The organism is Paenibacillus durus (assembly GCF_000756615.1).
In the GTDB taxonomy this organism is placed as follows: Bacteria; Bacillota; Bacilli; order Paenibacillales; family Paenibacillaceae; genus Paenibacillus_AQ; species Paenibacillus_AQ durus.
Genome location: NZ_CP009288.1, coordinates 5,070,828 through 5,091,822, shown reverse-complemented (window position 1 = coordinate 5,091,822; position 20,995 = coordinate 5,070,828). Strand labels below are relative to the sequence as shown.

At 54.9% G+C, this 20,995-nt stretch carries 25 protein-coding genes; 22 read left to right on the top strand and 3 right to left on the bottom strand.

The window, feature by feature from the left end:
* Positions 1–14 precede the first annotated feature (14 nt).
* Positions 15–806 carry an alpha/beta fold hydrolase gene (locus PDUR_RS22335; protein WP_042208249.1) on the top strand — a complete coding sequence of 264 codons (792 nt, stop codon included), beginning with the start codon at positions 15–17 and terminating at the stop codon, positions 804–806.
* A gap of 40 nt (positions 807–846) precedes the next feature.
* Here PDUR_RS22335 and PDUR_RS30360 read toward each other — a convergent pair whose 3' ends face one another.
* Positions 847–1,089: a GNAT family N-acetyltransferase gene (locus tag PDUR_RS30360; RefSeq protein ID WP_081949623.1), complete on the bottom strand. Its 243-nt coding sequence runs from the start codon at positions 1,087–1,089 to the stop codon at positions 847–849.
* Positions 1,090–1,234: 145 nt separating this feature from the next.
* On the opposite strand from PDUR_RS30360, the gene PDUR_RS22330 reads away from it, so the two are divergent.
* From PDUR_RS22330 to PDUR_RS22315, 4 genes are all read left to right on the top strand, one after another.
* Positions 1,235–1,909 (top strand): DUF6483 family protein, encoded by a 675-nt coding sequence (locus PDUR_RS22330; RefSeq protein ID WP_042208248.1) that lies wholly within the window; start codon positions 1,235–1,237, stop codon positions 1,907–1,909.
* On the top strand, positions 1,906–2,712 hold the full coding sequence (locus PDUR_RS22325; protein WP_042208247.1) for a PhzF family phenazine biosynthesis protein: 807 nt from the start codon (positions 1,906–1,908) through the stop codon (positions 2,710–2,712). Before PDUR_RS22330 ends, PDUR_RS22325 begins: the two co-directional genes overlap by 4 nt.
* A gap of 79 nt (positions 2,713–2,791) precedes the next feature.
* Positions 2,792–3,979, top strand: coding sequence for a class I SAM-dependent methyltransferase (locus tag PDUR_RS22320; protein WP_042208246.1), 1,188 nt, complete (start codon positions 2,792–2,794; stop codon positions 3,977–3,979).
* Between the two features lie 541 nt (positions 3,980–4,520).
* Positions 4,521–7,115: an O-antigen ligase family protein gene (locus PDUR_RS22315; RefSeq protein ID WP_042208245.1), complete on the top strand. Its 2,595-nt coding sequence runs from the start codon at positions 4,521–4,523 to the stop codon at positions 7,113–7,115.
* Here the strand turns inward: PDUR_RS22315 and PDUR_RS22310 are convergent.
* Complete coding sequence (locus PDUR_RS22310) at positions 7,094–7,747, bottom strand: SdpI family protein (protein ID WP_042208244.1); 654 nt, start codon at positions 7,745–7,747, stop codon at positions 7,094–7,096. The genes PDUR_RS22315 and PDUR_RS22310 overlap by 22 nt on opposite strands.
* A 31-nt stretch (positions 7,748–7,778) precedes the next feature.
* Positions 7,779–8,099 carry an autorepressor SdpR family transcription factor gene (locus tag PDUR_RS22305; protein WP_042208243.1) on the bottom strand — a complete coding sequence of 107 codons (321 nt, stop codon included), beginning with the start codon at positions 8,097–8,099 and terminating at the stop codon, positions 7,779–7,781.
* 250 nt (positions 8,100–8,349) lie between these two features.
* On the opposite strand from PDUR_RS22305, the gene PDUR_RS22300 reads away from it, so the two are divergent.
* The 17 genes from PDUR_RS22300 (at position 8,350) to PDUR_RS22220 (ending at position 20,864) form a co-directional block, all read left to right on the top strand.
* Positions 8,350–8,967, top strand: a complete 618-nt coding sequence (locus PDUR_RS22300; RefSeq protein WP_042208242.1) for an undecaprenyl phosphate transporter UptA — start codon at positions 8,350–8,352, stop codon at positions 8,965–8,967.
* Positions 8,964–9,530 (top strand): thioredoxin family protein, encoded by a 567-nt coding sequence (locus PDUR_RS22295; protein ID WP_042208241.1) that lies wholly within the window; start codon positions 8,964–8,966, stop codon positions 9,528–9,530. The genes PDUR_RS22300 and PDUR_RS22295 overlap by 4 nt, the downstream gene beginning before the upstream one ends.
* Positions 9,531–9,534: 4 nt before the next feature.
* Complete coding sequence (locus tag PDUR_RS22290; RefSeq protein WP_042208240.1) at positions 9,535–10,161, top strand: MBL fold metallo-hydrolase; 627 nt, start codon at positions 9,535–9,537, stop codon at positions 10,159–10,161.
* A 183-nt stretch (positions 10,162–10,344) separates the two neighbouring features.
* Positions 10,345–10,629, top strand: a complete 285-nt coding sequence (locus tag PDUR_RS22285; RefSeq protein ID WP_042208239.1) for a hypothetical protein — start codon at positions 10,345–10,347, stop codon at positions 10,627–10,629.
* 77 nt (positions 10,630–10,706) lie between these two features.
* Complete coding sequence (sigY, locus tag PDUR_RS22280; RefSeq protein ID WP_042208238.1) at positions 10,707–11,243, top strand: RNA polymerase sigma factor SigY; 537 nt, start codon at positions 10,707–10,709, stop codon at positions 11,241–11,243.
* Positions 11,230–11,637 carry a YxlC family protein gene (locus PDUR_RS22275; RefSeq protein ID WP_042208237.1) on the top strand — a complete coding sequence of 136 codons (408 nt, stop codon included), beginning with the start codon at positions 11,230–11,232 and terminating at the stop codon, positions 11,635–11,637. The genes sigY and PDUR_RS22275 overlap by 14 nt, the downstream gene beginning before the upstream one ends.
* Positions 11,628–11,837 (top strand): hypothetical protein, encoded by a 210-nt coding sequence (locus tag PDUR_RS22270; RefSeq protein WP_233277421.1) that lies wholly within the window; start codon positions 11,628–11,630, stop codon positions 11,835–11,837. Before PDUR_RS22275 ends, PDUR_RS22270 begins: the two co-directional genes overlap by 10 nt.
* A gap of 61 nt (positions 11,838–11,898) precedes the next feature.
* Positions 11,899–12,087, top strand: coding sequence for a PLD nuclease N-terminal domain-containing protein (locus PDUR_RS22265; RefSeq protein WP_042208236.1), 189 nt, complete (start codon positions 11,899–11,901; stop codon positions 12,085–12,087).
* Positions 12,087–13,007 carry an ABC transporter ATP-binding protein gene (locus tag PDUR_RS22260; protein WP_042208235.1) on the top strand — a complete coding sequence of 307 codons (921 nt, stop codon included), beginning with the start codon at positions 12,087–12,089 and terminating at the stop codon, positions 13,005–13,007. The genes PDUR_RS22265 and PDUR_RS22260 overlap by 1 nt, the downstream gene beginning before the upstream one ends.
* Complete coding sequence (locus PDUR_RS22255) at positions 13,004–13,786, top strand: ABC transporter permease subunit (protein WP_042208234.1); 783 nt, start codon at positions 13,004–13,006, stop codon at positions 13,784–13,786. Before PDUR_RS22260 ends, PDUR_RS22255 begins: the two co-directional genes overlap by 4 nt.
* Positions 13,787–13,939: 153 nt before the next feature.
* Complete coding sequence (locus tag PDUR_RS22250; RefSeq protein ID WP_042208233.1) at positions 13,940–14,323, top strand: hypothetical protein; 384 nt, start codon at positions 13,940–13,942, stop codon at positions 14,321–14,323.
* Positions 14,324–14,555: 232 nt separating this feature from the next.
* A complete protein-coding gene (gene gatC, locus PDUR_RS22245; protein ID WP_042208232.1) occupies positions 14,556–14,843 on the top strand; it encodes an Asp-tRNA(Asn)/Glu-tRNA(Gln) amidotransferase subunit GatC in 288 nt (95 codons plus the stop codon).
* A 25-nt stretch (positions 14,844–14,868) separates the two neighbouring features.
* Positions 14,869–16,326, top strand: coding sequence for an Asp-tRNA(Asn)/Glu-tRNA(Gln) amidotransferase subunit GatA (gene gatA / locus PDUR_RS22240; protein WP_042208231.1), 1,458 nt, complete (start codon positions 14,869–14,871; stop codon positions 16,324–16,326).
* 29 nt (positions 16,327–16,355) lie between these two features.
* Positions 16,356–17,795 (top strand): Asp-tRNA(Asn)/Glu-tRNA(Gln) amidotransferase subunit GatB, encoded by a 1,440-nt coding sequence (gene gatB, locus PDUR_RS22235; protein WP_042208230.1) that lies wholly within the window; start codon positions 16,356–16,358, stop codon positions 17,793–17,795.
* 82 nt (positions 17,796–17,877) lie between these two features.
* Entirely contained in the window at positions 17,878–18,348 is a 471-nt protein-coding gene (locus PDUR_RS22230) for a GNAT family N-acetyltransferase (protein ID WP_042208229.1), read from the top strand.
* A 35-nt stretch (positions 18,349–18,383) separates the two neighbouring features.
* Complete coding sequence (locus PDUR_RS22225) at positions 18,384–20,300, top strand: DUF4097 family beta strand repeat-containing protein (protein WP_052410347.1); 1,917 nt, start codon at positions 18,384–18,386, stop codon at positions 20,298–20,300.
* A 132-nt stretch (positions 20,301–20,432) separates the two neighbouring features.
* Positions 20,433–20,864 carry a Fur family transcriptional regulator gene (locus PDUR_RS22220; RefSeq protein ID WP_025690305.1) on the top strand — a complete coding sequence of 144 codons (432 nt, stop codon included), beginning with the start codon at positions 20,433–20,435 and terminating at the stop codon, positions 20,862–20,864.
* The last annotated feature ends 131 nt before the right edge of the window (positions 20,865–20,995 follow it).

Below are 20,995 nucleotides of genomic sequence, written 5' to 3'. Positions count from 1 at the left end.
AGAAGGAGGCTGTCATGGAAACAGTACGTCGTGAAGGAGTCCACATTAGTTACAGCGATCAAGGGCAGGGTGAAGTTATTGTTCTGCTTCACGGTTTCTGCGGCAGCGCGGAATACTGGGAGAAGATTATCCCGATTTTGAGCGGAAGCTACCGCGTCATTGCGCCCGACCTGCGGGGGCATGGTTCTTCCGAAGCGCCGCTTGGCGCCTATACGATTGAACAAATGGCCGATGACGTACTTTCGCTGCTGGACGCCCTGGACATTCCAAAGGTTACGCTGCTGGGTCATTCATTGGGCGGGTATATTACACTTTCGTTCGCGCAGCGGTATGCCTCGCGACTGAATGCCTTCGGACTGATTCATTCTACAGCCTATCCAGACAGTGCCGAGGCCAAGGAGAAGCGGCTTAAGGCGGTCGCGGCGATCGGGTCGGAGGGAATCACCGGCTTTGTGGATGGACTTGTGCCCGGACTGTTCGCGCCGGAGACGGCGATGTCTTCGCCGGAGCTGCTGCAGCGGGCGCGGGAAATCGGCTATAAGACGCCGCCCCAAGGAGCGGTTGGAGCCGCCCTGGCCATGCGGGAGCGTCCCGATCGCCGTGATGTAATATCCGCCAGCGAGCTGCCGGTGCTGCTTGTGGCAGGGGAGAAGGACGGCCTTGTACCGGTGGAGAGGACCTTCACCTCGGACAACCGGAACGTAACGAAGGCGGTTATTTCCGGTGCCGGCCATATGAGCCCGTTTGAAGAGCCGGAGCAGCTTACCGATGTGATTAAGGATTTTGCGGCTGTCCTGGTAAAATGACGATGAACGTATAAAAGAGGGCGCAAGCCCTCTTTTTCGCTTACCCACTGATTTGTTCATCATCTGCAGATCTTCGAACCCGAAAGGAATTAACCGCTTTGCCGCCTCTGCTTACGTAGCCCATTCCCCAATAAGATCTTCCCAGCCAATACCCAAGCTCCGCGTTTTGATGCGGTTTGACCAGATTTAAACTTATGCATCCCATTAAGGCATGATTGTCTTTGTCCACTATAGCGTAAGAAAATCCGTTGCATTCTTCTGATTTTTCATTGCGGTCACTTATCTAAAATTAGCCTCATACGCTAGAATATAAAAAAATTTAGGAGATTCGATTTGCAGCGGTCGGGCACGGGAGGACGGTGGAATTGCGCAGGGGAATCGTTTAAGATAAGGCGTGTGAAGCTATACTTCGGAGGGAGGAAAAGCGGATGTTCCGTAGAGATTATATCGTCCGTATGATCGAGGATATGACGGCGATGATTGCCAAGGTATTCGATCTGAAACAGCAGCGTAAGACCACGGAAGCGTTATGGGAGGTTGACGAGCTGCTGAACAAGCATTTCAGACTGAACTCCCGCTTGCTGAATTCGCTGTCCGTAGAGGATATTATCGAAATATTCCGCCTTGGCGGAGGAATAGAAAGCGACAAGCTTCAGGGGATGGCCCGTCTGTTATATGAGGAAGGAACTATTTATGCGGCGGCGGACCAGATCCCCGAAGCGCTGCCGCGAATGATGAAGGCGCTGCACCTGTATCTGTATGCCGCGCTTAATGGCGCCGACCGCGAGCTTCTGGGCCTGCCGAAGGAGATTGACGATTGTCTGAAGAATGTGGAAGCTTACCGCCTTCCGGCGAAGACCGAGCGGCTCCTCATGTCCTACATGGAATCCATCGGCCGCTATGGGAAGGCGGAGGATTCGCTGTACCGTCTGATGGAGCAGGGCGAGCCTGTCGCGAAGGAAGGCGAGGAGCTGTATGACCGGCTGATAGACAAAGATCCCGCCGAACTGGAGCGGGGCAATCTCCCCCTGGAGGAAGTAAGACAGGGACGGGAAGAATGGCTCAAGCTGAATAGACAGACAAAGGAGACAAGTATTCAATGAGCGTTCCCATTTATATCGTAGATGCCTTTACCGAGCATGCCTTTGCGGGCAATCCGGCTGCGGTATGCCTGCTGGAGCAGCCCGCCTCCGAACAATTCATGTCGCAGACAGCAGTGGAAATGAACCTGTCGGAAACGGCGTTTCTGTGGCCAGAGAACGGAGGCTACCGGCTGCGCTGGTTTACGCCGGCTGCCGAGGTGAAGCTGTGCGGGCACGCCACGCTCGCCAGCGCTCATACCCTGTGGGAGACCGGACGCCTTCCGCGTGACAAGCGAGCGGAATTTCACACCCTGAGCGGCGTGCTTACGGCGGAGCGGGAAGGCGATCGCATAACGCTTTGCTTCCCCGCATACGAACTGGTCCCGGCGGAGCCGATCCCGGGGCTGGCAGCCGCGCTGGGAGTGGAAGAGGGAGATATTAAGGAAGTGTTTTTCTATGCGGATAATGCGCTTGTTCTACTCCGGGATGAAGCTGTGCTTAGAACCTTAAGTCCGGATTTTGCCGCACTGAAAAGCCTGCCGTCCCGTGCTGTTGCGGTGACCGCCGAAAGCGGCGGGGAGGGGATCGACTTTGTCTCCCGTTTCTTCGCGCCCGGCATCGGCGTGAACGAAGACCCCGTAACCGGCTCCGCGCATACGGCTCTGGCCCCCTTCTGGGCGGACAGACTGAAACGCCGGGAACTGACCGCTTACCAGGCGTCCCGCCGCGGCGGCACACTCCAGCTTAGATTAAGCGAAGACAAAGTCTTCCTGTCCGGACACGCGGTGACGGTTGTCAGCGGATTGTTTCATGCCCGGCCTTAGCGGAAATCCAAGGGATCAAGCCGTCAGCCGCACATACGCTCCTGGCTCCATCTTAAAAAATTGAAAGCGGGTTGTAATTGTGGAATCCCTGAATACGTTGATTGAACGCATAATTGAAGACCGTTCCCTGATCACGGGAACCCTGAGCCAGCTGCGCAAAAAGGAAGGCACCGCTTATACCAAGGTAGTCGTCAAGCCCGTGCAGCTAAAAAATGGACTGCATTACCAGTTTGCTTACTATACCGGCACCCAGGTGGAGCATAGAAATATTCCCGCCGATTCAGCGGCGGAAGAGCTGAAATCGCTGCTGGGCGATACTTTCCGGCAGGGGCTCCTCAGTACGGCGGAAGCGGACTACCAGGTGCTGATCAGCAAAAAGCAAAAAGTGACGATCCTGACCAAACCGCCGACGAAAAAAGCGGCCGCCGACCTTTCCCATAACCGGCGCAAGCGCTATGTGCTGGAGGAGGGCGAACCGGTGCCGTTTCTCATCGAGCTTGGCATAATGAACGACAGCGGAAAGGTGCATGCCAAGAAATATGACAAGTTCCGCCAGATTAACCGGTTTCTTGAGATGGTGGAGGACGTGCTGCCTTCACTCCCGTCGGGCCGGCCGCTGACGATCGTTGATTTCGGCTGCGGCAAATCGTATCTCACGTTTGCGCTGTACCACTATTTGGCTGTTCGGGAAAAGCGGGAGCTGAACATTGTCGGGCTCGATCTCAAAGCCGATGTCATTGCCCACTGCAGCGCTCTTGCAGACAAGCTGGGCTATGACAAGCTCACTTTTCTTGTCGGCGACATTGCCGACTACAACGAGCTGGACCGGGTCGATATGGTCGTCACGCTGCATGCCTGCGATACCGCGACCGATGCCGCGCTGGAAAAAGCGGTCCGCTGGGGCGCCTCGGTCATCCTGTCGGTTCCCTGCTGCCAGCATGAACTGTTCGCCCAGATTGACAATGAAATCATGGAGCCGCTGCTGTCGCACGGCATTCTCAAGGAGCGATTTTCCGCTCTGGCGACCGATGCCATCCGGGCGAAACTGCTTGACCTCATGGGCTACCGCACCCAACTGCTCGAATTTATCGACATGGAGCACACGCCCAAAAATATCTTGATTCGCGCAGTCAAAAGCGGCAGCGGCGATCGCGAAGTAAAATGGCGCGAATATGCGGCGTTCCGCGATTTTTTGGGAGCGAAGCCTTATCTGGAGCGTGTGTGCGCCGATCTGCTTCCGGGGGAAGCTGCTTCAAGGAGCAATTGAAAGCCAGCGGAATATTATATCCGCCGATCAGCCAATAACCGGTTATGAAACGGGCAGTCTTCCGAACAGGAGGGCTCCCTTTTTTTGTTGCGGCCAGCGCCCCCTCTCAACAATTGCAAGGAGTTCTTGCAGAAAAAAAGCTTTGCGGCTGCTATTGCACGGCTCCATTACTTGGCGCAATCTGAAGTGGAAGCTTGGACTGTCTTTTCCGTCCCAATGATTAACAGCGTCTATGGGAAATACGGCGTTCTTGGAAATTAAAAGGGAAAAACTCCCCTCCAATTTCAACAAATCAGTTCTTTTCTGGGGTTGAAATGGAATTTCTCCCGCTTATTCCGGAGGAAATGGGGATGGACGAGGTTTTGGTCCAAATAAAAGGGAGGAATTCCCGTTTATCTCTGAAATATCGGGTTTTCCCCTTGAATAAGCTGGAGTTTTTCCTGTTTATTTTATGGCGTAGTGCCTGTGCCGGATCAAAAATGTTTTCCTCCGGGAAAAACCGGCAACAATGATGCTAATTAATCATTTGGGAGACAGGGCGATGCGAAAAAGCGGCGGGTACAATGGGCGCGCTGTGAAGTTAGACTTGAGAGACCTTTGCGCGGTCATGGCCACAGGGCTTGGGGCTGCGGCTTGTCTGAAGCGTGGACTGTATTTCTCCGAGGATTGGTATCCTGTTCTGACCGTCTGGTTCTTGCTGTGCGGAGCTGCTGCGGCAAGCCTGCTTCAAGGGAGAGTTGCGCGGCGGAGAGGATTCCGGCATACCGGCGGGCTGCGGGCGGCGGAGTCAAAAATGCCGGGCAGTCCCTCAAATGCACGGGGAAGCGGGCTGACGAGAAAAGAGCTTTGGGCCACGGCTGTGATGCTGTCCGGCCCCGGTGCAATGATCATTCTGTACGCGGCCGCCTGGATCAGAGGCCCTCTATCCGCGCAGGGCACAATGAACGAGCTGCTGCGCTGGAGCAGCTGCGCCAGCTTCGCAATCCTGGTATGGACGGCCGCGTCCAGTGTCAGCGCAGGCCGTCTCCTCCGGTGGGCTTGGCATGCAGCGGGCCTGATGTTATGCTGGAGCGGACTGCTGGCTTTCTTCAGGGCGCTGCCTATCCCGTACGCGGTATTGTACGGCGCTTCGCCCGAAGTCAGCACCTTGGGCGCAAGGCTTGGCGGGCTGCTGCAATATCCGAACGCTTTCGGGGCGGCGATGGCCGTGTTTCTGCTGGAGCGGCTGTTTGCAGCGGCTCAAGGCTACGCCGATTCGAGCAGCGGGCCGCCCGAACGAGTAGTAGGCGCAGCGCTTACTTGTCATAGAGGTACGGGCCTTGGGCAGAAGGGACGGGACGGGGGAGGGGGTCGTTCGGGATGGATCGGCAGCGGCGGAGTGGGATTCGGGGAGCTGCGCGGCGAGTGGCTTCGCCTGGCGCCGCTGTTCCCGTACGCCGCCGCGCTGCTGCTCAGCGAGTCGCGCGGCGCGTGGCTGGCGGCCGCCTGCGCTGCCGCCGCAGCCCTGCCCCTGCAGCGGCGGCTCGCCCTGCCGCTGCTGGCCGCCGGCGCCGCCCCCCTAGCGGCGGCGGCGCTGCTCTACCGCGGGCTGGCCGCCCTGCCCGCGGCTCCGCTGCCCGGCCTGCCGCTGCTGGCCGGGCTCTGGGCCGGCGCGCTCGCCGCCGGCCTGTGGCTGGGCCGCCGCGCGCAGCACGCGGCAGGCCGGGGGCGCACCGCCGCGCTCATACTGGCGGCGCTGGGCTGGACGGCGTGCGGAGCCGCCGTCCTGGCAATCGTGCGCGCGCGGGGAACGGGACCGTCCTCGACGGTCGCCGCGCGCGGGCTGATGTACCGCGACGCCCTGCGGTTCGCGGCGGAGGCGCCCTGGCTGGGCCGGGGCGGGGAGACCTGGCGCAGCGCCTGGCTCGCTGTCCAGTCCCGCCCCTATGTGGGCAGCCAGGTGCACAGCGGATACCTCGATCTCCTCCTGAACGTCGGAGTCATCGGAGCAGCGGCCGCCGCCGTAACCCTAGCGGCGGCGGGCTGGCTGATCAGCGCCCATTCCCGGCGGCTGCTGCCTGCGTATCTGGTCATCGTCCTGCACGGCGCCGTCGATTTCGACTGGAGCTACGGTCTGTTCTGGCTGCTGCTCTTCTGGCTGCCTGCGCTGGCTAAAGCCGAGGCCGTCAGGGCCGGAAGCCTTTCCAGCCGGCGGCCTTTCGATTGGGTAATGCCGGCTAAGCTGTTCCCAGCAAAGCTTCCCCCTGCGGAGCACTGGCTAATAAAGGTTTCAGAAGCTCCGAAGTATCGGCTTGCTAATCTTTTACGTGGTAAATCTTTAACTTTGAAGCCTCTGCCGATGAAATATTTACCCGGTAAATATTTCATCTCGAATCATCAGCTTGCAGATCCTTTACCTGCTAAATATTCAGCCTCGGAGTTTTTGCCTGGGGAACAGGTTTCGGCGGGTCGCGAAGCCCGTCGCCATAACCTGTGCCCGCTTGCCCGAAGGCTGGCGGCCGCCTTGGTCTGCGGTCTGCTGCTTGCGCTCAGCCTGCTGTCTTTCCGGGCATATCAGGGCGAAGCGCTGTACCGCGCTGCGGCATCGGCCCGCCAGCCGCAGGAGACGCTTGCGCTGCTGGAACGGTCGCTCTCCTGGAACCCGCTGTCTCCGAAGAGCGCCTTGGCCTTGTCTACTTTTGTTGAGCCGGAACAAAGGGAGAAAATATTAGCGGCAGGCTTGCGCTATTCGCCGATAAACCCTGCATTAACCTGGGCGATGGCCAAAGCCGTCTCGGAGGAAGGGCCTCCGGATAAAGCATTATACTGGCTCCGCCGCAGCCAGCAGCTTGACGTCTTTAATTACGTTAAACGAACAGAAGCGGTCAAGCGAATGCTGACGATGGGTGAGCGCTATCTGGCGAAAGGAGACGGGAACGAAGCGCTGCGCTGCGCGGAAATGGGACAAGGACTGCTAAGTCAGTATTTTAGGCTTGCGGCTGGAACAGCGGGAAGAGCTCAGCACAATGACCGGGATTTCCGTTTTACCGCGGCGGCCCACATCCTTGATCAACGAGTGGAAGCCCTGAAGCGGGAAGCTTCAGGGCTGAAGGGGAACAGCAGGGGGACCGGAGACTATGCTTTTAAACGGCGGTAATCGACCCAAGAGTATATACACGGGATCACGACGGCAATCAGCAGCACAGAGATCATGGTATAGGTGAACCATTTTCCCGGAAGAAACGCGCTGATAATGATAACGACGCCCGCCACAGCCCAGAGCGCACCGGCGAGACGATGGGTTCTGCGCCACACTTCCGGACTGGCCAGCGTCCAGGGCGTCTTCACGCCGAGGAAGTAGTTGTCCTTAACCTGCGGCATATAATTGCCGATGACTATAAAGGCCGCTCCGAGCACGACGGTCACAATTCTGGAACTCGGCAAGGAGACGCCAAGCCCGTATAATACGGAAGCGGCAAGCGCGGAGTCGATGATCAGGGATACGGCCAGGCGGATCATCGCATAGGCATTCTCGAATTTGGCATAGCGCTCTTTTTTCGGATCAAGGGAACGCGTAATCTGCATCAACACCGGCAGCAGAACCCCAAGCCCGCCAAACAGCAAAATGACCGAGCTCTTTTTCCAAAATTCGTCGAATTCTCCCGATATACCGATATGGGCCGGGAGCTGCGCGGGCAGCCGGTGATAGTTGACTAGCGCGAAGCCGACCGTAAGCAGACCCGCCGCAACGGCCAGGGTATCCTGCCATTTCCATTTGAAATCTTTCATCTCATAGTCCTCCTAAGAGCAGCCTGGAAGATTACTCTTCCGGTTTTGCGGATTTTGAATTTCCCCGCTTTTTTGTTTTTCCATTTTTGTCACCGGCAACATCCGTCAGCTCCAGCAGCCAGCTGAGCACCTCTTCCAGCACCGTGGTATTGAGCGTGTAACGGATGAACTGTCCCTGCCGCTCGTCCTGTACGAGTCCCGCAGTTTTAAGGGCGTTCAGATGATGGGAAATGCTCGGTTTAGACATGTTGAAAAATTCAGCGATTTCCCCGGCAGTCCGGTCCTTATCGCGCAGCAGGCGAATGATTTGCCGGCGTGTGGGGTCAGCCAGTGCTTTGAAGGATTCGTTCATCGTGTTCAATACCCTTTCGATATTTAGATAATTATTTAAATATATAATAATGGGTTGCTGCTCGCTTTGTCAATCGTTTTTAGACCTTCCCGCCGCCAAACTAGAAGTCGTAAGCATCCCTATGCTAGAATAAGCTAATGGTAGAAACCTACTGCATAGACAAGGGTGCGAGCGGGGGTCCGGGGTTGTACATAGGTGTACATAGGGCGCACGGATAGCATTCCGAAAATAACGGGAGGAGGAACGAGAGTTGCATGTCATTTCTGATTTAGTCGCGCAGCTGTTCGAATGGATTCAGAGTCTGGGTTACTTCGGTATTATGATTGGACTTATGATTGAAGTTATACCGAGCGAGATCGTCCTGGCCTACGGCGGATATCTGGTTCACCTGGGAGAGATTAATTTCTTCGGTGCCGTTCTCTTTGGTACGATTGGCGGAGTGGTGGCCCAGATTTTCGTGTACTGGGTCGGACGTTACGGCGGCAGGCCGGTACTGGAGCGGTACGGCAAATACATTTTAATCAGAAAGCATCATATCGACCACGCGGAAGCCTGGTTTGAGAAGTACGGCACGGGCGTTATTTTTACGGCGCGGTTTATACCGGTGGTCCGGCACGCCATTTCCGTCCCTGCGGGAATTTCCCGCATGCCGCTCTGGCGGTTCATTATGCTTACAACGCTGGCCGTTATTCCCTGGAGCGTATTATTTGTCTATCTCGGCATGAGCTTGGGTGAAAATTGGAAGAATATTGACGAAAAAGCAGCTGCGTATACGCATGAAATCATCATCGGCGCCATCGCGCTTATCGTCGTTTATTTTCTGTTCAAGTGGCTCCAATCCAAAAAGAAAAGAGGTAATGCGGCATGAAGCGAAATCTCGCTTCCAAATTCGGACAAGGCCTGACGCCCCGTCAATTTGTGGAGGGTATGACCAAGAACCAGCAGGCGTTTGAATCATGGTATGAAGCTTTTTCCTGGCAGGACGAGAGCGACCGGGAGTTTTTTGAAAGCCTTAACCACCGCGACGATCTGCGCTCGCTTATTTTGGCTGCCGACTGGTGCGGCGATGTCGTCCGTAATGTGCCTGCGGTATTCCACATTCTGGAGACGGCGGGCATCCGGGCGGAAGTGCTTATTCTGGAGGATAATCAGGATGTGATGGACGATTATCTGACGATGGGCGGACGCGCCGTGCCGATTGTCATTATCGCGGATACGGGCGGCCATGTTCTGGGACATTGGGGTCCGCGCCCGCAGCATGTGCAGAAGCTGATGAACGATTTTAAAAGAGAAAATCCGGACCGCGAGGCTCCGGACTACGAAGGCAAAATCGCGGAGGTCCGCAAGGCGATGGGCCAAGCTTACGGGGAAGGAACGGAATATCAGGCAGTGATCGCCAAGGAACTGCGCGAACTGATTTCCGGGTTTTAACGCGATGCTGAACATTCGGAATTTTAGTCTCGGCCCTTTGCAGACCAATGCCTATTTGCTAACGGGAGTGGACCCCGCCAAAGGCATTATTATCGACCCCGGAATGAACCCTGCCTCGCTGGTGCGGGCTATTCAGGATATGGAGATCGAGGCGATTCTGCTGACGCATGCTCATTTTGACCATATCGGCGGTGTTGACGAAATTCGCAAGCTGAAGAACTGCCCGGTCTATCTCCATGCCTTGGAGGGCGACTGGCTGACAAGCGCCAAGCTGAACGGTTCGCTTATGTGGCCGAACGTATCGCCTCCGATTACGACGGACCCTGCCGAGTTCGATCTGGACGAGGGACAGACGCTTGAGCTGATAGGGAATACGTTCCGCGTCTTCCACACGCCGGGGCATTCTCCGGGAAGCGTAAGCTTTTTGTGCGGAAACGACTTGTTCGCCGGCGATGTGCTCTTCCGGCTGGGGGTTGGGAGGACCGACCTGCCGGGCGGAAGAGAGCGCGACCTGCTGGATTCCATTCAGGGCAAGCTGTTCAAGCTGGATGACGATGTCACGGTATATCCGGGACACGGCCCGCGCACAAGGATTGGCTTTGAGCGGGTGAACAATCCTTATGTGTCTTGACAGAAGACAACGGTGATCGACAAAAAAGCGAGAAATAGGCTGGACAAAAGGATACAAACTTGCTACAATGACGTTAATTAAATGTAACATTTACCTAAGCGAAGCACGCAGACTGCGGAATCATCCCGGTTTGCGTTCTTTTTTTGTCTTTTTTAAGGTGAAGATCGAACGGAGGAGCTTTTGTTGAAGAGCAGGATACGCTATCTTTTTGATTATGATGAGTACTGCGGTAAACTCCCATTTGCCGGCGATGAAGAAAAAATGGATAACGGTGTAGTTGAGCATGCGGCATCAAACGGTGGGGACAGCATCCGGGAAGAAACGGCAGCCTATGATGGCAACGGGGATCACAGTAAATCCGTCTCACCGCAGCCAACCCTCCCTTTATTCTGGAGCTTCCCGAGAGGAAGAGGAGTAAGGCAGCCGTGGCGGATCAGGCTGTGGGAGCACCAGAGAGACCAGTTATAACTTTTTCTTGAAGCCTTTGAACGATTCAACCGGGCCAGACGTATTACATATGAAAAAAATAAACGGCGGGAGAACCGATGAGCGACGAGGAATCTCAAATCATCCGCAAGGCGCAGCGAGGTGACCGTCAAGCGCTGGCGCAGCTGCTTCAGAATCATTATTCCTTCATGTATAAATATTTGCTGAAGTTGACGATGGACCCTGCGCTCGCGGAAGATGTCACCCAGGATACGATAGTCAGATGTATGGAAAAGATCGCGTTATACAACGGCTCGTCCTCTTTCTCTTCCTGGATGATTACGATTGCGACCCGGCTGTATATCGACAGGATGAGGCGACGCAGCCGGGAAGAAGAATGGATTCGGCGCGAGCAGGGCATCCGGTCGATCCGCTGGCGGTTCGAAGCTCAAGGCGAAGAGTGGAGTGATGTGCTGGATGCCCTGTCCCGTGTTCCCTTGCCGCAGCGGGTAGCGCTTCTGCTCAAGCATTATTACGGCTACAGCTACGGAGAGATCGGCAGAATTCTGGGAATTCCCGAAGGGACGGCCAAGTCGCGCGCGGCGTATGGGCTGCGGCAGCTACGAGAGGAGTTGAAAGAGGATGACGAAGGATAATACCGGACCGGATAACGGCAGTAAATGGGGAGAAACGCCTGACAAGGACGGCAAGGCAAAGTCGGCAGAGGAACACGCACTCTCGGAATTTGCGCTGCCGGAGCTTATAGCGGGATTGGAACGGCTGGACCGCGCATATGCCAAGGAAGCTGCACCGCCTTCGCTTGGCGAGCTTCAGGCCCAGCTTATTGCCGCATCCGACAGACATAGGCGCCGCATGCTGAAGGAATGGCTGTTATTCTGGCTTATCTCCCTGATTCTTCTGGGGTTCTCACTGCTGGCGATTACTTCTGCGCCGCCGGTGTACTGGATGGTTCAGGGGCTTATTCCCATCGCAGGAATTATAGCGCTAGTAATGCGTCCCGGACGGAAAGGACGCGGTGAATGGAGATGAAAGAGCATTCCAATCTGCCGCTTTGGGCTTGGGCCGTCCTGGCTGTACTGCTGATGACCCAGGGCGCGCTGTTGTTCCGTGCCGCCCGCGACCTCGGGAGATGGCGCTGGTTCTGGGGATTATGGGGGATGACAACGTTTCCGCTGCCGACGATTCTTTACTTGCTGTTTGTTGTGTATCCCGAACGCCGCCGGAAATAGAGAGAAGTCGCGGAACAAGACAATAGGATCGGCAAATAAACGCCAAGGGTGGAATGCGTAAATGAAGACAATCGATCTGTCATTATTGTGGCCGCTCTTTGCGCTGCAGGCACTGCTGGCCGTGATCGGACTTGTCTCACTGGCCAGGGCGCGCAGTGTGCGCGGACCGAAATGGATGTGGGTATTCATTATTCTGCTTGGTAATCTGCTTGGCAGCCTAGCCTATTTTACGATAGGGAGGAAAGAATAATGCAGCCGCTGCTTCAAGTTTCGGGGCTTCAGAAAGTTTTTCACGGGCAGACTTCTGTGGACGGAATCAGCTTTGATATGGAGCAGGGACGCTGCGTCGCGCTGCTCGGACCTAATGGCGCCGGGAAGACAACCACGCTGCGCATGCTCGCGGGTCTCTTGAACCCCAGCCAGGGCAGTATTTTGTTCGAAGGGAAACCGATTGGGAAGGATTACCGCAAGCAGATTGGGTATCTTCCCCAATCGCCTTCTTTCTATAATTGGATGACAGGAGAAGAGTATATCCTTTTCGCATCAAGGCTCAGCGGCATGGGGAGGAAGGAATCAGTAGGCCGTGCCGCCGCTGTGCTTGAATGGATGGGGCTTCAAGACGCTGCAAGGCGGCGGATCGGAGGCTACTCCGGAGGCATGAAGCAGCGTTTAGGGCTGGCACAGGCGCTTGTCCACACTCCGCGTCTGCTGCTGCTGGATGAGCCGGTATCGGCGCTTGATCCTATCGGCCGGCGCGAGATTATGGATCTGCTGCGGGAAATCGGCAGAGAGACCAGTGTGATTTTTTCTACGCATGTGCTGCATGACGCCGAAGAAGTCTGTGACGACATTATTATGATGAACCGGGGAAGGATTGCCGAGCACGGAACGCTGTCTACCCTTAGAGCTAAGTACAACCGGCCGGTTATTACCCTGCGCATAGAAGAACGGAAGGAAGCCTTGCAGTGGCTGGAGACATTGAACACCCGCTCTTTCATCCTTGAGAGCCGTATGGAAGTTGACGGCTCCGTGCTTTTAAAGGTCCAGGACATGGAGTCGGCAAGGTCCGTGATTCTCCGGGAAGCGGCGGAACACGGAATCCCGCTGCTGCGTTTCGAAGCAGGTTCTTTGTCGCTGGAAGATGTATTTATGGAGGCGGTGGGAGGATGAGAAGCGCTTGGATTTTTTTTCGTAAAGAAATGCTGGAGATGATCCGCAGCTACAAGCTGCTGTGGATACCGGTCGTGTTCATTATCCTTGGCATCATGCAGCCGATTTCCGCCTACTATATGCCCGAGATTCTGAAAATGTCAGGTGATGTGCCGCAGGGGTTGCTGGAATTGTATAAAATGCCGGGAGCGGGGGAAGTCATGGCTAAGTCGATCGGGCAGTATGGCATGGTAGGACTGCTGGTGCTCGCGCTTTCGGCGATGAACAGCTTTGCCGGCGAGCGGGAGGGAGGAACCGCGGAACTGGTGCTGGCCAGGCCGCTGACTCCGCTTGCAGCCGCTTCCCCCAAATGGCTGGCGCAATTGACCCTGCTCGCGCTGTCTTTGGGGCTTGGCGCCGCATGTGCAGGCTATTATACCGTCCGATTAATCGGCGGCCTCTCCTGGAGTGCGGTGCTGGCGGCATCAGCGCTATACGGATTATGGCTTCTATGCGTGGTTTCTCTTACGCTTCTGTTCAGCGCCCGCCTCCGCGCTCCGGCTGCCGCTTTTCTGTCGCTCGCAGCGGCCGCGGGCTTAGGGCTGCTGCACACGCTGCTTCCCCGGCCGCTGCGCTGGTCGCCCGCTGCTCTGCCGCAGCTGTCGGCGGAGGCGCTTATGCAGCAGGGGGCCGCTGCGTATACTTGGGTTTTTCCGGTACTGTCGGGCATAGCGCTGATTGTTCTTTGCTTTTTGGGCGCTTCGCTTCTCCTAGGCCGCAATAAACTGCCACGGTTTTAGGCCCGGCTGCTAAATGTAACAACTTTTTTTCAATTTCATATTTTTGCGGATATTTTCAATTTTGCGCCGTTTCTTCCTGTAGACAGGTCTATCTTTTTTTAGTAGACTGTGAAAAAGCACAACAAGAAAGATATTGGCTCAGGAGGTAGGGCGATGCTGCGTTTAGGAGAAAAGGTTGTCATTGTCGCGGACGCTTTCGAGCAGAATCTTCCTATCGGGGACTATGGGTACGTGATTGCTTACGACCGTAATCCTGATAATGCGTTTGACTATGTCGTTCGCATCCCTCAGGCGAACCGGAACTTTTACGTCACGGCGGAAGACGTTGAGACGGAAGCGGATCTGCTTACTGAGGAAGCGGAGAGAACTACGCAAGAAGCATTGATCGATTATGCATTGTCCACGCACAACGAGAAATTGTTTTACCAATTGATGAACGGTGAGGCCGAACAGGCGGAAGATGTAGAGACCAGTCCCAAGGAGAACATGTCCCAGGCGGAATTCATCAAGCAGGTGAATCTTCGGGCCTGGATTTAAGAAAAGCCGGCGCAAGCCGGTTTTTTTGTAATATCTGAGAGCTAGGCTAAAGAAGGATTCGGCAGCCTTTTACAAAAGCACCCATCGGTGCTTTTCTTGTTTTCATCGGTTTCTGTAAGGGGTTGTTCCCGTCATCTGCTGGTATAACTGCATTGAATTGTCTACGTTTCTACAATATAATTAGTAACGTTATCCGGGCGCTTTAGCCCTTTAAACAGGAGGGATACCCAAAATGAGCATTACCGTCAAGGATGTGCAGCATGTGGCCGGTCTGGCCCGTCTGCAGTTAAGCCCGGAGGAAGAGGCTATGATTACGGAGCAGATGAACGCCATTTTACAATATGCGGAGAAATTGAGCGGACTGGATACGGAAGGCGTTCAGCCGACGACTCATGTGCTGCATGTCAGCAATGTAATGCGCGAGGATGTCGTAAAGGAGAGTCTTTCGCTTGAGGAAGCACTGCTTAACGCGCCGGAAGAAGAAGACGGACAGTTCAAAGTTCCGGCGGTTTTGGAATAATCTAAATAGGTAGGGAGATGACATTTTGAGCCTGTTTCAATATCGGTTATCCGAATTACATAACATGCTGCATGCGGGACAAACCTCGGTCAGCGAGCTGACCGAGGAATCGCTGTCCGCTATTGCGCGGCTGGACGATAAGGTGAACGCCTTTCTTACGCTGAATGAAGATGGCGCCCGCGCCGATGCCCGTACCCTGGACGACAAGCTAGCTTCGGGAGTGTCCCGGGGGCTGCTGTTTGGGCTGCCTGCCGGCATTAAGGACAATATTGTGACCAAAGGGCTGCGCACGACCTGCGCGAGCCGTTTCCTTGATAATTACCAGCCGATTTATGACGCGACCGTTGCCGCCAAGCTGCGCCAGGCGGACGCCGTGACGATCGGCAAGCTGAATATGGACGAGTTCGCCATGGGCGGCTCGAATGAGAACTCCGCCTACGGGGCGGTCCGCAATCCCTGGGATTTGGAGCGCGTACCGGGCGGCTCCAGCGGCGGCTCCGCTGCGGCAGTGGCTGCGGGCGAAGTGTTCTTTGCCCTTGGCTCCGATACCGGCGGCTCGATCCGCCAGCCCGCATCGTACTGCGGCGTTGTCGGTCTGAAGCCGACCTATGGCCTTGTTTCCCGCTACGGCCTCGTGGCGTTTGCCTCCTCGCTTGACCAGATCGGGCCGCTGACGCGGACCGTTGAGGATTCCGCCTATGTACTGCAAGCGATTGCCGGTTATGACGCCCAGGACTCCACGTCCGCCAAGGTCGATATTCCCGACTATTTGAGCGCCCTTACCGGCGACATCAAAGGCCTGCGTATTGCCGTACCGAAGGAATACTTGGGCGAAGGCGTTGACGCCTCCGTCCGCGAGACGGTGCTGTCAGCGCTTAAAGTTCTGGAAGACCTCGGCGCAGTCTGGGAAGAGGTTTCCCTGCCGCATACCGAATACGCGGTAGCGACTTATTATCTGCTTGCTTCCTCGGAGGCTTCCTCCAATCTGGCCCGCTTTGACGGGGTGCGCTACGGCGTGCGTGTCGACGAGGGCGGCGGTCTGCTCGATCTGTATCTTAATTCGCGCAGCCGGGGCTTCGGCCCGGAAGTCAAGCGCCGGATTATGCTTGGAACGTATGCGCTAAGCTCGGGCTATTACGATGCCTATTATTTGAAGGCACAGAAGGTGCGCACACTGATCAAGCAGGATTTTGATGAAGTATTTAAGAAGTATGACGTGGTAATTGGACCGACCGCCCCGACGACGGCATTCAAGCTCGGCTCTCAGACCGAGGACCCGCTTACCATGTATTTGAACGACATTTTGACCATTCCGGTTAATCTGGCGGGCATCCCTGCCGTCAGCATTCCTTGCGGTTTTGCCGAAGGGCTGCCTGTCGGGCTGCAGATTATCGGCAAAGAATTCGATGAGAGCACGGTGCTGCGCGTCGCGCACGCCTATGAACAGCATACCGATTACCATAAGCAGCGTCCGCAGCTGTAAACGGTCGATAAGGAGGGAACAAGAATATCATGCCATCATCCAAGTATGAAACAGTCATTGGACTGGAGGTTCACGTCGAGCTTCACACGAAGTCCAAAATTTTCTGCGGCTGCTCCACAGAATTCGGCGCGCCGCCCAATACACATACCTGTCCCGTCTGCCTGGGACATCCGGGCGTACTGCCCGTATTGAACCGCCAGGCGGTGGATTATGCAATGAAAGCCGCTATGGCGCTAAACTGCACGATCGGCGACGTCAGCAAGTTTGACCGGAAGAACTATTTCTATCCCGACTTGCCAAAGGCTTACCAGATTTCGCAGTTTGATCAGCCGATCGGCCTGAACGGATGGATCGATATCGAAGTGAACGGCGAAACGAAGCGAATCGGCATTACCCGGCTTCATCTGGAAGAGGACGCCTGCAAGCTTACGCATGTGGACGGCGGATTCGGCACGCTTATCGACTTAAACCGGGGAGGAACTCCGCTGATTGAAATCGTCTCCGAGCCGGAACTGCGCTCCCCTGAAGAAGCCCGCGCTTATCTGGAGAAGATGCGGGCGATTATACAGTACTGCGACGTATCCGACGTCAAGATGGAAGAAGGCTCCATGCGCTGCGACGCGAACATCAGCCTGCGGCCCGTAGGCCAGAAGGAATTCGGCACCCGCGCCGAGCTGAAGAACATGAACTCCTTCCGCGGTGTGCAGCGCGGTCTGGAGTATGAGGAGTTCCGCCAGGCGGATATTCTCGATGGAGGCGGCGAAGTCGTGCAGGAAACCCGCCGCTGGGATGACGCCCAGGGCAAGACTTTTTCCATGCGTGGTAAGGAAGAAGCCCATGACTACCGGTATTTTCCCGATCCGGACCTGATTGTGCTGCATATTGATGACGCTTGGAAGGAAGCCATCCGTTCTTCCATTCCTGAGCTTCCGGATGCGCGGCGGGTCCGCTACAGTGAAGAGTACGGTCTGCTCGCATACGACGCAGGGGTACTCACCGCATCTAAGCCGGTCGCCGACTTCTTTGAAAGCAGCTTGAATTTCACCAGCGATGCCAAAGCTGTCGCCAACTGGATTATGGGCGATCTGCTCGCCTACTTGAACGGAAACAACTTGGAACTGTCCCAGGTTAAGATCACGCCGCAAGGACTCGGCGAAATGATCGGGCTTATCGCCAAGGGAACCATCAGCAGCAAGATTGCCAAGACCGTATTCAAAGAAATGCTCGAATCCGGCAAGCTTCCGGCACAGATTGTGGAAGAGAAGGGGCTTGTACAGATCAGCGACGAAGGCGCGATCAAGGGAATCGTGGAAGCAGTCGTGGCAGCCAACCCGCAATCCGTGGAAGACTACAAGGCAGGCAAGCAGAAAGCGATTGGCTTCCTTGTGGGACAAGTCATGAAGGAAAGCAAAGGCAAGGCGAATCCGGGGCTTGTTAACAAGCTTTTGACTGAAGTATTGAACGGTTGACATAAGATACAATAAATGGGTAATTAATACTGAAGGCTTGTCGGCAGCGGCAGGCCTTCAGCAATATAAGGAGATACCCGGTATGAGCCAAATAGTAAAGCTGGACCTGCAGGATGAGGGGACGCTTAGTGACCTATGGAGCCTTCAGCATAAAGCCTACCGCCTGGAAGCGGAGTTGATCGGGTTTAATTCCATTCCTCCGCTGCTTGAGACTCGGGATACACTCAGAAATTGCGGTGAGGATTTTTACGGCTGCCTGAGTGAAGACGGGGAGCTGTCGGGTGCCGTAGCCACGGAAGCAGAGCGTCCGGAGACTTTAACGATTACACGTATGATGGTTAGTCCGGATCATTTCCGTAGAGGAATTGCCGGCCGGCTGCTGGAGCATGTATTTGCGCTTTATCCGGATAAGGAGCGTTTTATCGTGTCCACGGGCAAAAAGAATGCGCCGGCGGTCTCTTTATACCGCAAGCATGGCTTTGTCCCGATAACTTCTTCGGAAGTAGCCCCCGGCGTCGAACTGATCGAATTTAACAGGAGCGGCAAACGTTGATTCGGCGAAATTACACGAGAAAGGAGAAGGCCCGAATGAAAAATGAACCCCGTATTACGTTGCCTGCGAGAAAGCAGGAAAGTTATTCCGTAATGGAACGCGGTGACAAGCAGCTTGTCCCTGTAGAAGAGAGCGGCGGCACAGAAGTTATTCCTCCCCGCAAAAAGCAGCGTCCCGTCAAGCGCAAGTTCATAGCCGGTCTGCTGGCAGCTATGGTTCCCGGGACCGGTCATTTGTATTTGGGCCTTCTTAGGAAAGGGATTTCCTTTCCCTTTGTAATTGTGCTGGATATAGCGGCGCTGCTGTACTTTTCCTCCATCGGCATGCAGATCAATGTGCCTCTTCTTATTTTGCTGGCCCTGTTTATTCCGGCCGTCTATTTCTATAATGTATATGATGCCCTGCAATCGGCGGACCGGATGATTCGTCTCCGTAAAATGCCAGATGCTGCGGGAACCGCCACGGATTCCGCTCAGGAGCGGCGTCGGCGTTTCATCAGCGAACCGGGAATTTCATTTGGTCTGCTCCTGCTGCTCGGAGGAATAATGCTGTTCTTTTTTCGGCAAAGACCGGTCTGGCTTCACTATTTTATCGAGCATCAGGCAGGCGCGGCAACGGGAATTCTCTTGATTGCGGGAGGAGTGTTCCTTGCGGCAAGGGAGATTGGTATAAAAATGTTCCGCCGGCGGCATGAAGACCGGATCGGACGCTATACCGCTTCCTTCCTGCTGATTGGAGTCGGCGTTTTGCTGTTCCGGGACTGGCAATGGGGTGCCGACAATCTATTGCTGCTGCTGACATGGTGGCCGGCTCTTCCCGTATTGTTGGGTTTGGAGTACCTGTCTAATTTCTTTATCTCCCGGCGTCCCGGCAAAGCCGCAACCGGTCCAAGATTTCGTCTGGATTTTCGGGGGCTTCTGCCTGCTATCCTGCTTGGTGCAAGCGTGTTTTTCGTATCGGAGCAGGAGCATTACCTGCATCTGTGGAATAAGGTCAGCCTGAATTTGACAGCTGCAGCCGTTGACTACGGTGAGGCGAAAGGCAGCAAATTTCAGAAGCCTGTGCTGACGGTTCCGGTGGAATTGCAATCCGCCAAGCTTGCCGTTGACGCGATCAATGGGGATATCGTGGTGCACCGAAGTCCGATTGATCAAATAGAGGTTACGTCTACGGTGTGGGTTGACCAGCTGGAAGGGGCGAGAGCGGAAGCCATTTCGGATCAATCGTTCATTGAAGTTACCGAAGGGCCCACCATAAAGCTGACGACCAAGGGTAAAGCTTATGGTGAATCGGGCAAGCGTCAGCCGCGCATCGATTTGGATATTGCCCTTCCGGACAACCGCCGTTTTAATCTGGATATCAGAACAATGAATGGCGGTATTACGCTGCAAAATACAGAGGCGATCCAGGACATTTCACTTGAAACCGGCAACGGACCGATCATTTTGCATAAGGTATTCGGCAGTATCAAAGGGAAGACCCATAATGGAGAAGTAAAAGTCAGAAATATTGAGGGCGATGTGGACCTTTCCACAAACGGGGGCGATATGCGGGCTTGGGACGTTACGGGGGCTTTGAAGCTTTCAACGGCGGTCGGTAATATCAGTGCTGATCGGAGCGGAACCGATATCGACGTCTCCACCAAGAATGGCAATGTGGTAGTGAACGAGGCCAGATCGTCACTTACCGCTCAATCTCTAAATGGAATCATCGACATCCGTTCTCCTTATGTACAGGGTGACTGGAATATTTACAGCGCCGTTGGCGATATCAACCTCCACCTGCCTGCGGAAGGGAGCTATTCCTTGAAGGGTTCCAGCAGCTATGGCGACATCATTTCCGACATACCCGGGCTCGTCGTTGACAAAAAAACGATCTCCGGCAAAGTGGGTATGGGCGAATATAAGGTGGAGGTTGAAGGGAACAGCAATTTAAATGTGATCGAAAATTGAACAAACTAATTTATATTAAATAATAATCAATATAATTAACTGACTGCGTTGACAACATTGAAAGGTCGGTCTTACAATAAATACAAGAGCGTTTACTTACTACAAGATCGACATGTAAAGGCGGTGATAGGGATGGGAAGCGGCGTACAGCACGCATTGGAACAATTGAAGACAACCGGTGTCCGTATTACGCCTCAGCGTCATGCGATTTTAACTTATTTGATGGAATCGATGAATCATCCTACCGCAGACGAGATTTATCGTGCGCTGGAGCCGAAGTTTCCGAGCATGAGCGTAGCAACTGTGTACAATAATTTGAAAATGTTCATGGAAGCCGGAATGGTTCGCGAACTGACCTATGGCGACAATTCCAGCCGCTTCGATGCCAATGTAACCGATCATTACCATATCATATGCCAGGACTGCGGCAAAATCGAGGATTTTAGTTATCCGCCGCTGCATGAGGTCGAACGACAGGCGGAGTTAACTACCGGCTTCATCGTGAACGGTTTGCGTATGGAACTTTACGGTATTTGCAGCTGCTGTGCGGGCAAGCGGCACTGATGTTGAACTATAGCTTAATGATGCATAGCGTAAGACTCCGCCGTCTTGGAAGGCAGGAGACGCTTTTACCAAAAAAGTAACGAGAACGTGCGGAGTCCGAACAAATAGCGGATAACTCACGTTTTCTTTTT

Excerpts from the sequence above, each read along its gene's own strand:
- PDUR_RS22335 (WP_042208249.1), top strand. The coding sequence starts at position 15 with ATGGAAACAGTACGTCGTGAAGGAGTCCACATTAGTTACAGCGATCAA.
- PDUR_RS22330 (WP_042208248.1), top strand. The coding sequence starts at position 1,235 with ATGTTCCGTAGAGATTATATCGTCCGTATGATCGAGGATATGACGGCG.
- PDUR_RS22325 (WP_042208247.1), top strand. The coding sequence starts at position 1,906 with ATGAGCGTTCCCATTTATATCGTAGATGCCTTTACCGAGCATGCCTTT.
- PDUR_RS22315 (WP_042208245.1), top strand. The coding sequence starts at position 4,521 with ATGCGAAAAAGCGGCGGGTACAATGGGCGCGCTGTGAAGTTAGACTTG.
- PDUR_RS22310 (WP_042208244.1), bottom strand. The coding sequence starts at position 7,747 with ATGAAAGATTTCAAATGGAAATGGCAGGATACCCTGGCCGTTGCGGCG.
- PDUR_RS22305 (WP_042208243.1), bottom strand. The coding sequence starts at position 8,099 with ATGAACGAATCCTTCAAAGCACTGGCTGACCCCACACGCCGGCAAATC.
- PDUR_RS22295 (WP_042208241.1), top strand. The coding sequence starts at position 8,964 with ATGAAGCGAAATCTCGCTTCCAAATTCGGACAAGGCCTGACGCCCCGT.
- PDUR_RS22290 (WP_042208240.1), top strand. The coding sequence starts at position 9,535 with ATGCTGAACATTCGGAATTTTAGTCTCGGCCCTTTGCAGACCAATGCC.
- sigY (WP_042208238.1), top strand. The coding sequence starts at position 10,707 with ATGAGCGACGAGGAATCTCAAATCATCCGCAAGGCGCAGCGAGGTGAC.
- PDUR_RS22275 (WP_042208237.1), top strand. The coding sequence starts at position 11,230 with ATGACGAAGGATAATACCGGACCGGATAACGGCAGTAAATGGGGAGAA.
- PDUR_RS22270 (WP_233277421.1), top strand. The coding sequence starts at position 11,628 with ATGGAGATGAAAGAGCATTCCAATCTGCCGCTTTGGGCTTGGGCCGTC.
- PDUR_RS22265 (WP_042208236.1), top strand. The coding sequence starts at position 11,899 with ATGAAGACAATCGATCTGTCATTATTGTGGCCGCTCTTTGCGCTGCAG.
- PDUR_RS22260 (WP_042208235.1), top strand. The coding sequence starts at position 12,087 with ATGCAGCCGCTGCTTCAAGTTTCGGGGCTTCAGAAAGTTTTTCACGGG.
- PDUR_RS22255 (WP_042208234.1), top strand. The coding sequence starts at position 13,004 with ATGAGAAGCGCTTGGATTTTTTTTCGTAAAGAAATGCTGGAGATGATC.
- PDUR_RS22250 (WP_042208233.1), top strand. The coding sequence starts at position 13,940 with ATGCTGCGTTTAGGAGAAAAGGTTGTCATTGTCGCGGACGCTTTCGAG.
- gatC (WP_042208232.1), top strand. The coding sequence starts at position 14,556 with ATGAGCATTACCGTCAAGGATGTGCAGCATGTGGCCGGTCTGGCCCGT.
- gatB (WP_042208230.1), top strand. The coding sequence starts at position 16,356 with ATGCCATCATCCAAGTATGAAACAGTCATTGGACTGGAGGTTCACGTC.
- PDUR_RS22230 (WP_042208229.1), top strand. The coding sequence starts at position 17,878 with ATGAGCCAAATAGTAAAGCTGGACCTGCAGGATGAGGGGACGCTTAGT.
- PDUR_RS22225 (WP_052410347.1), top strand. The coding sequence starts at position 18,384 with ATGAAAAATGAACCCCGTATTACGTTGCCTGCGAGAAAGCAGGAAAGT.
- PDUR_RS22220 (WP_025690305.1), top strand. The coding sequence starts at position 20,433 with ATGGGAAGCGGCGTACAGCACGCATTGGAACAATTGAAGACAACCGGT.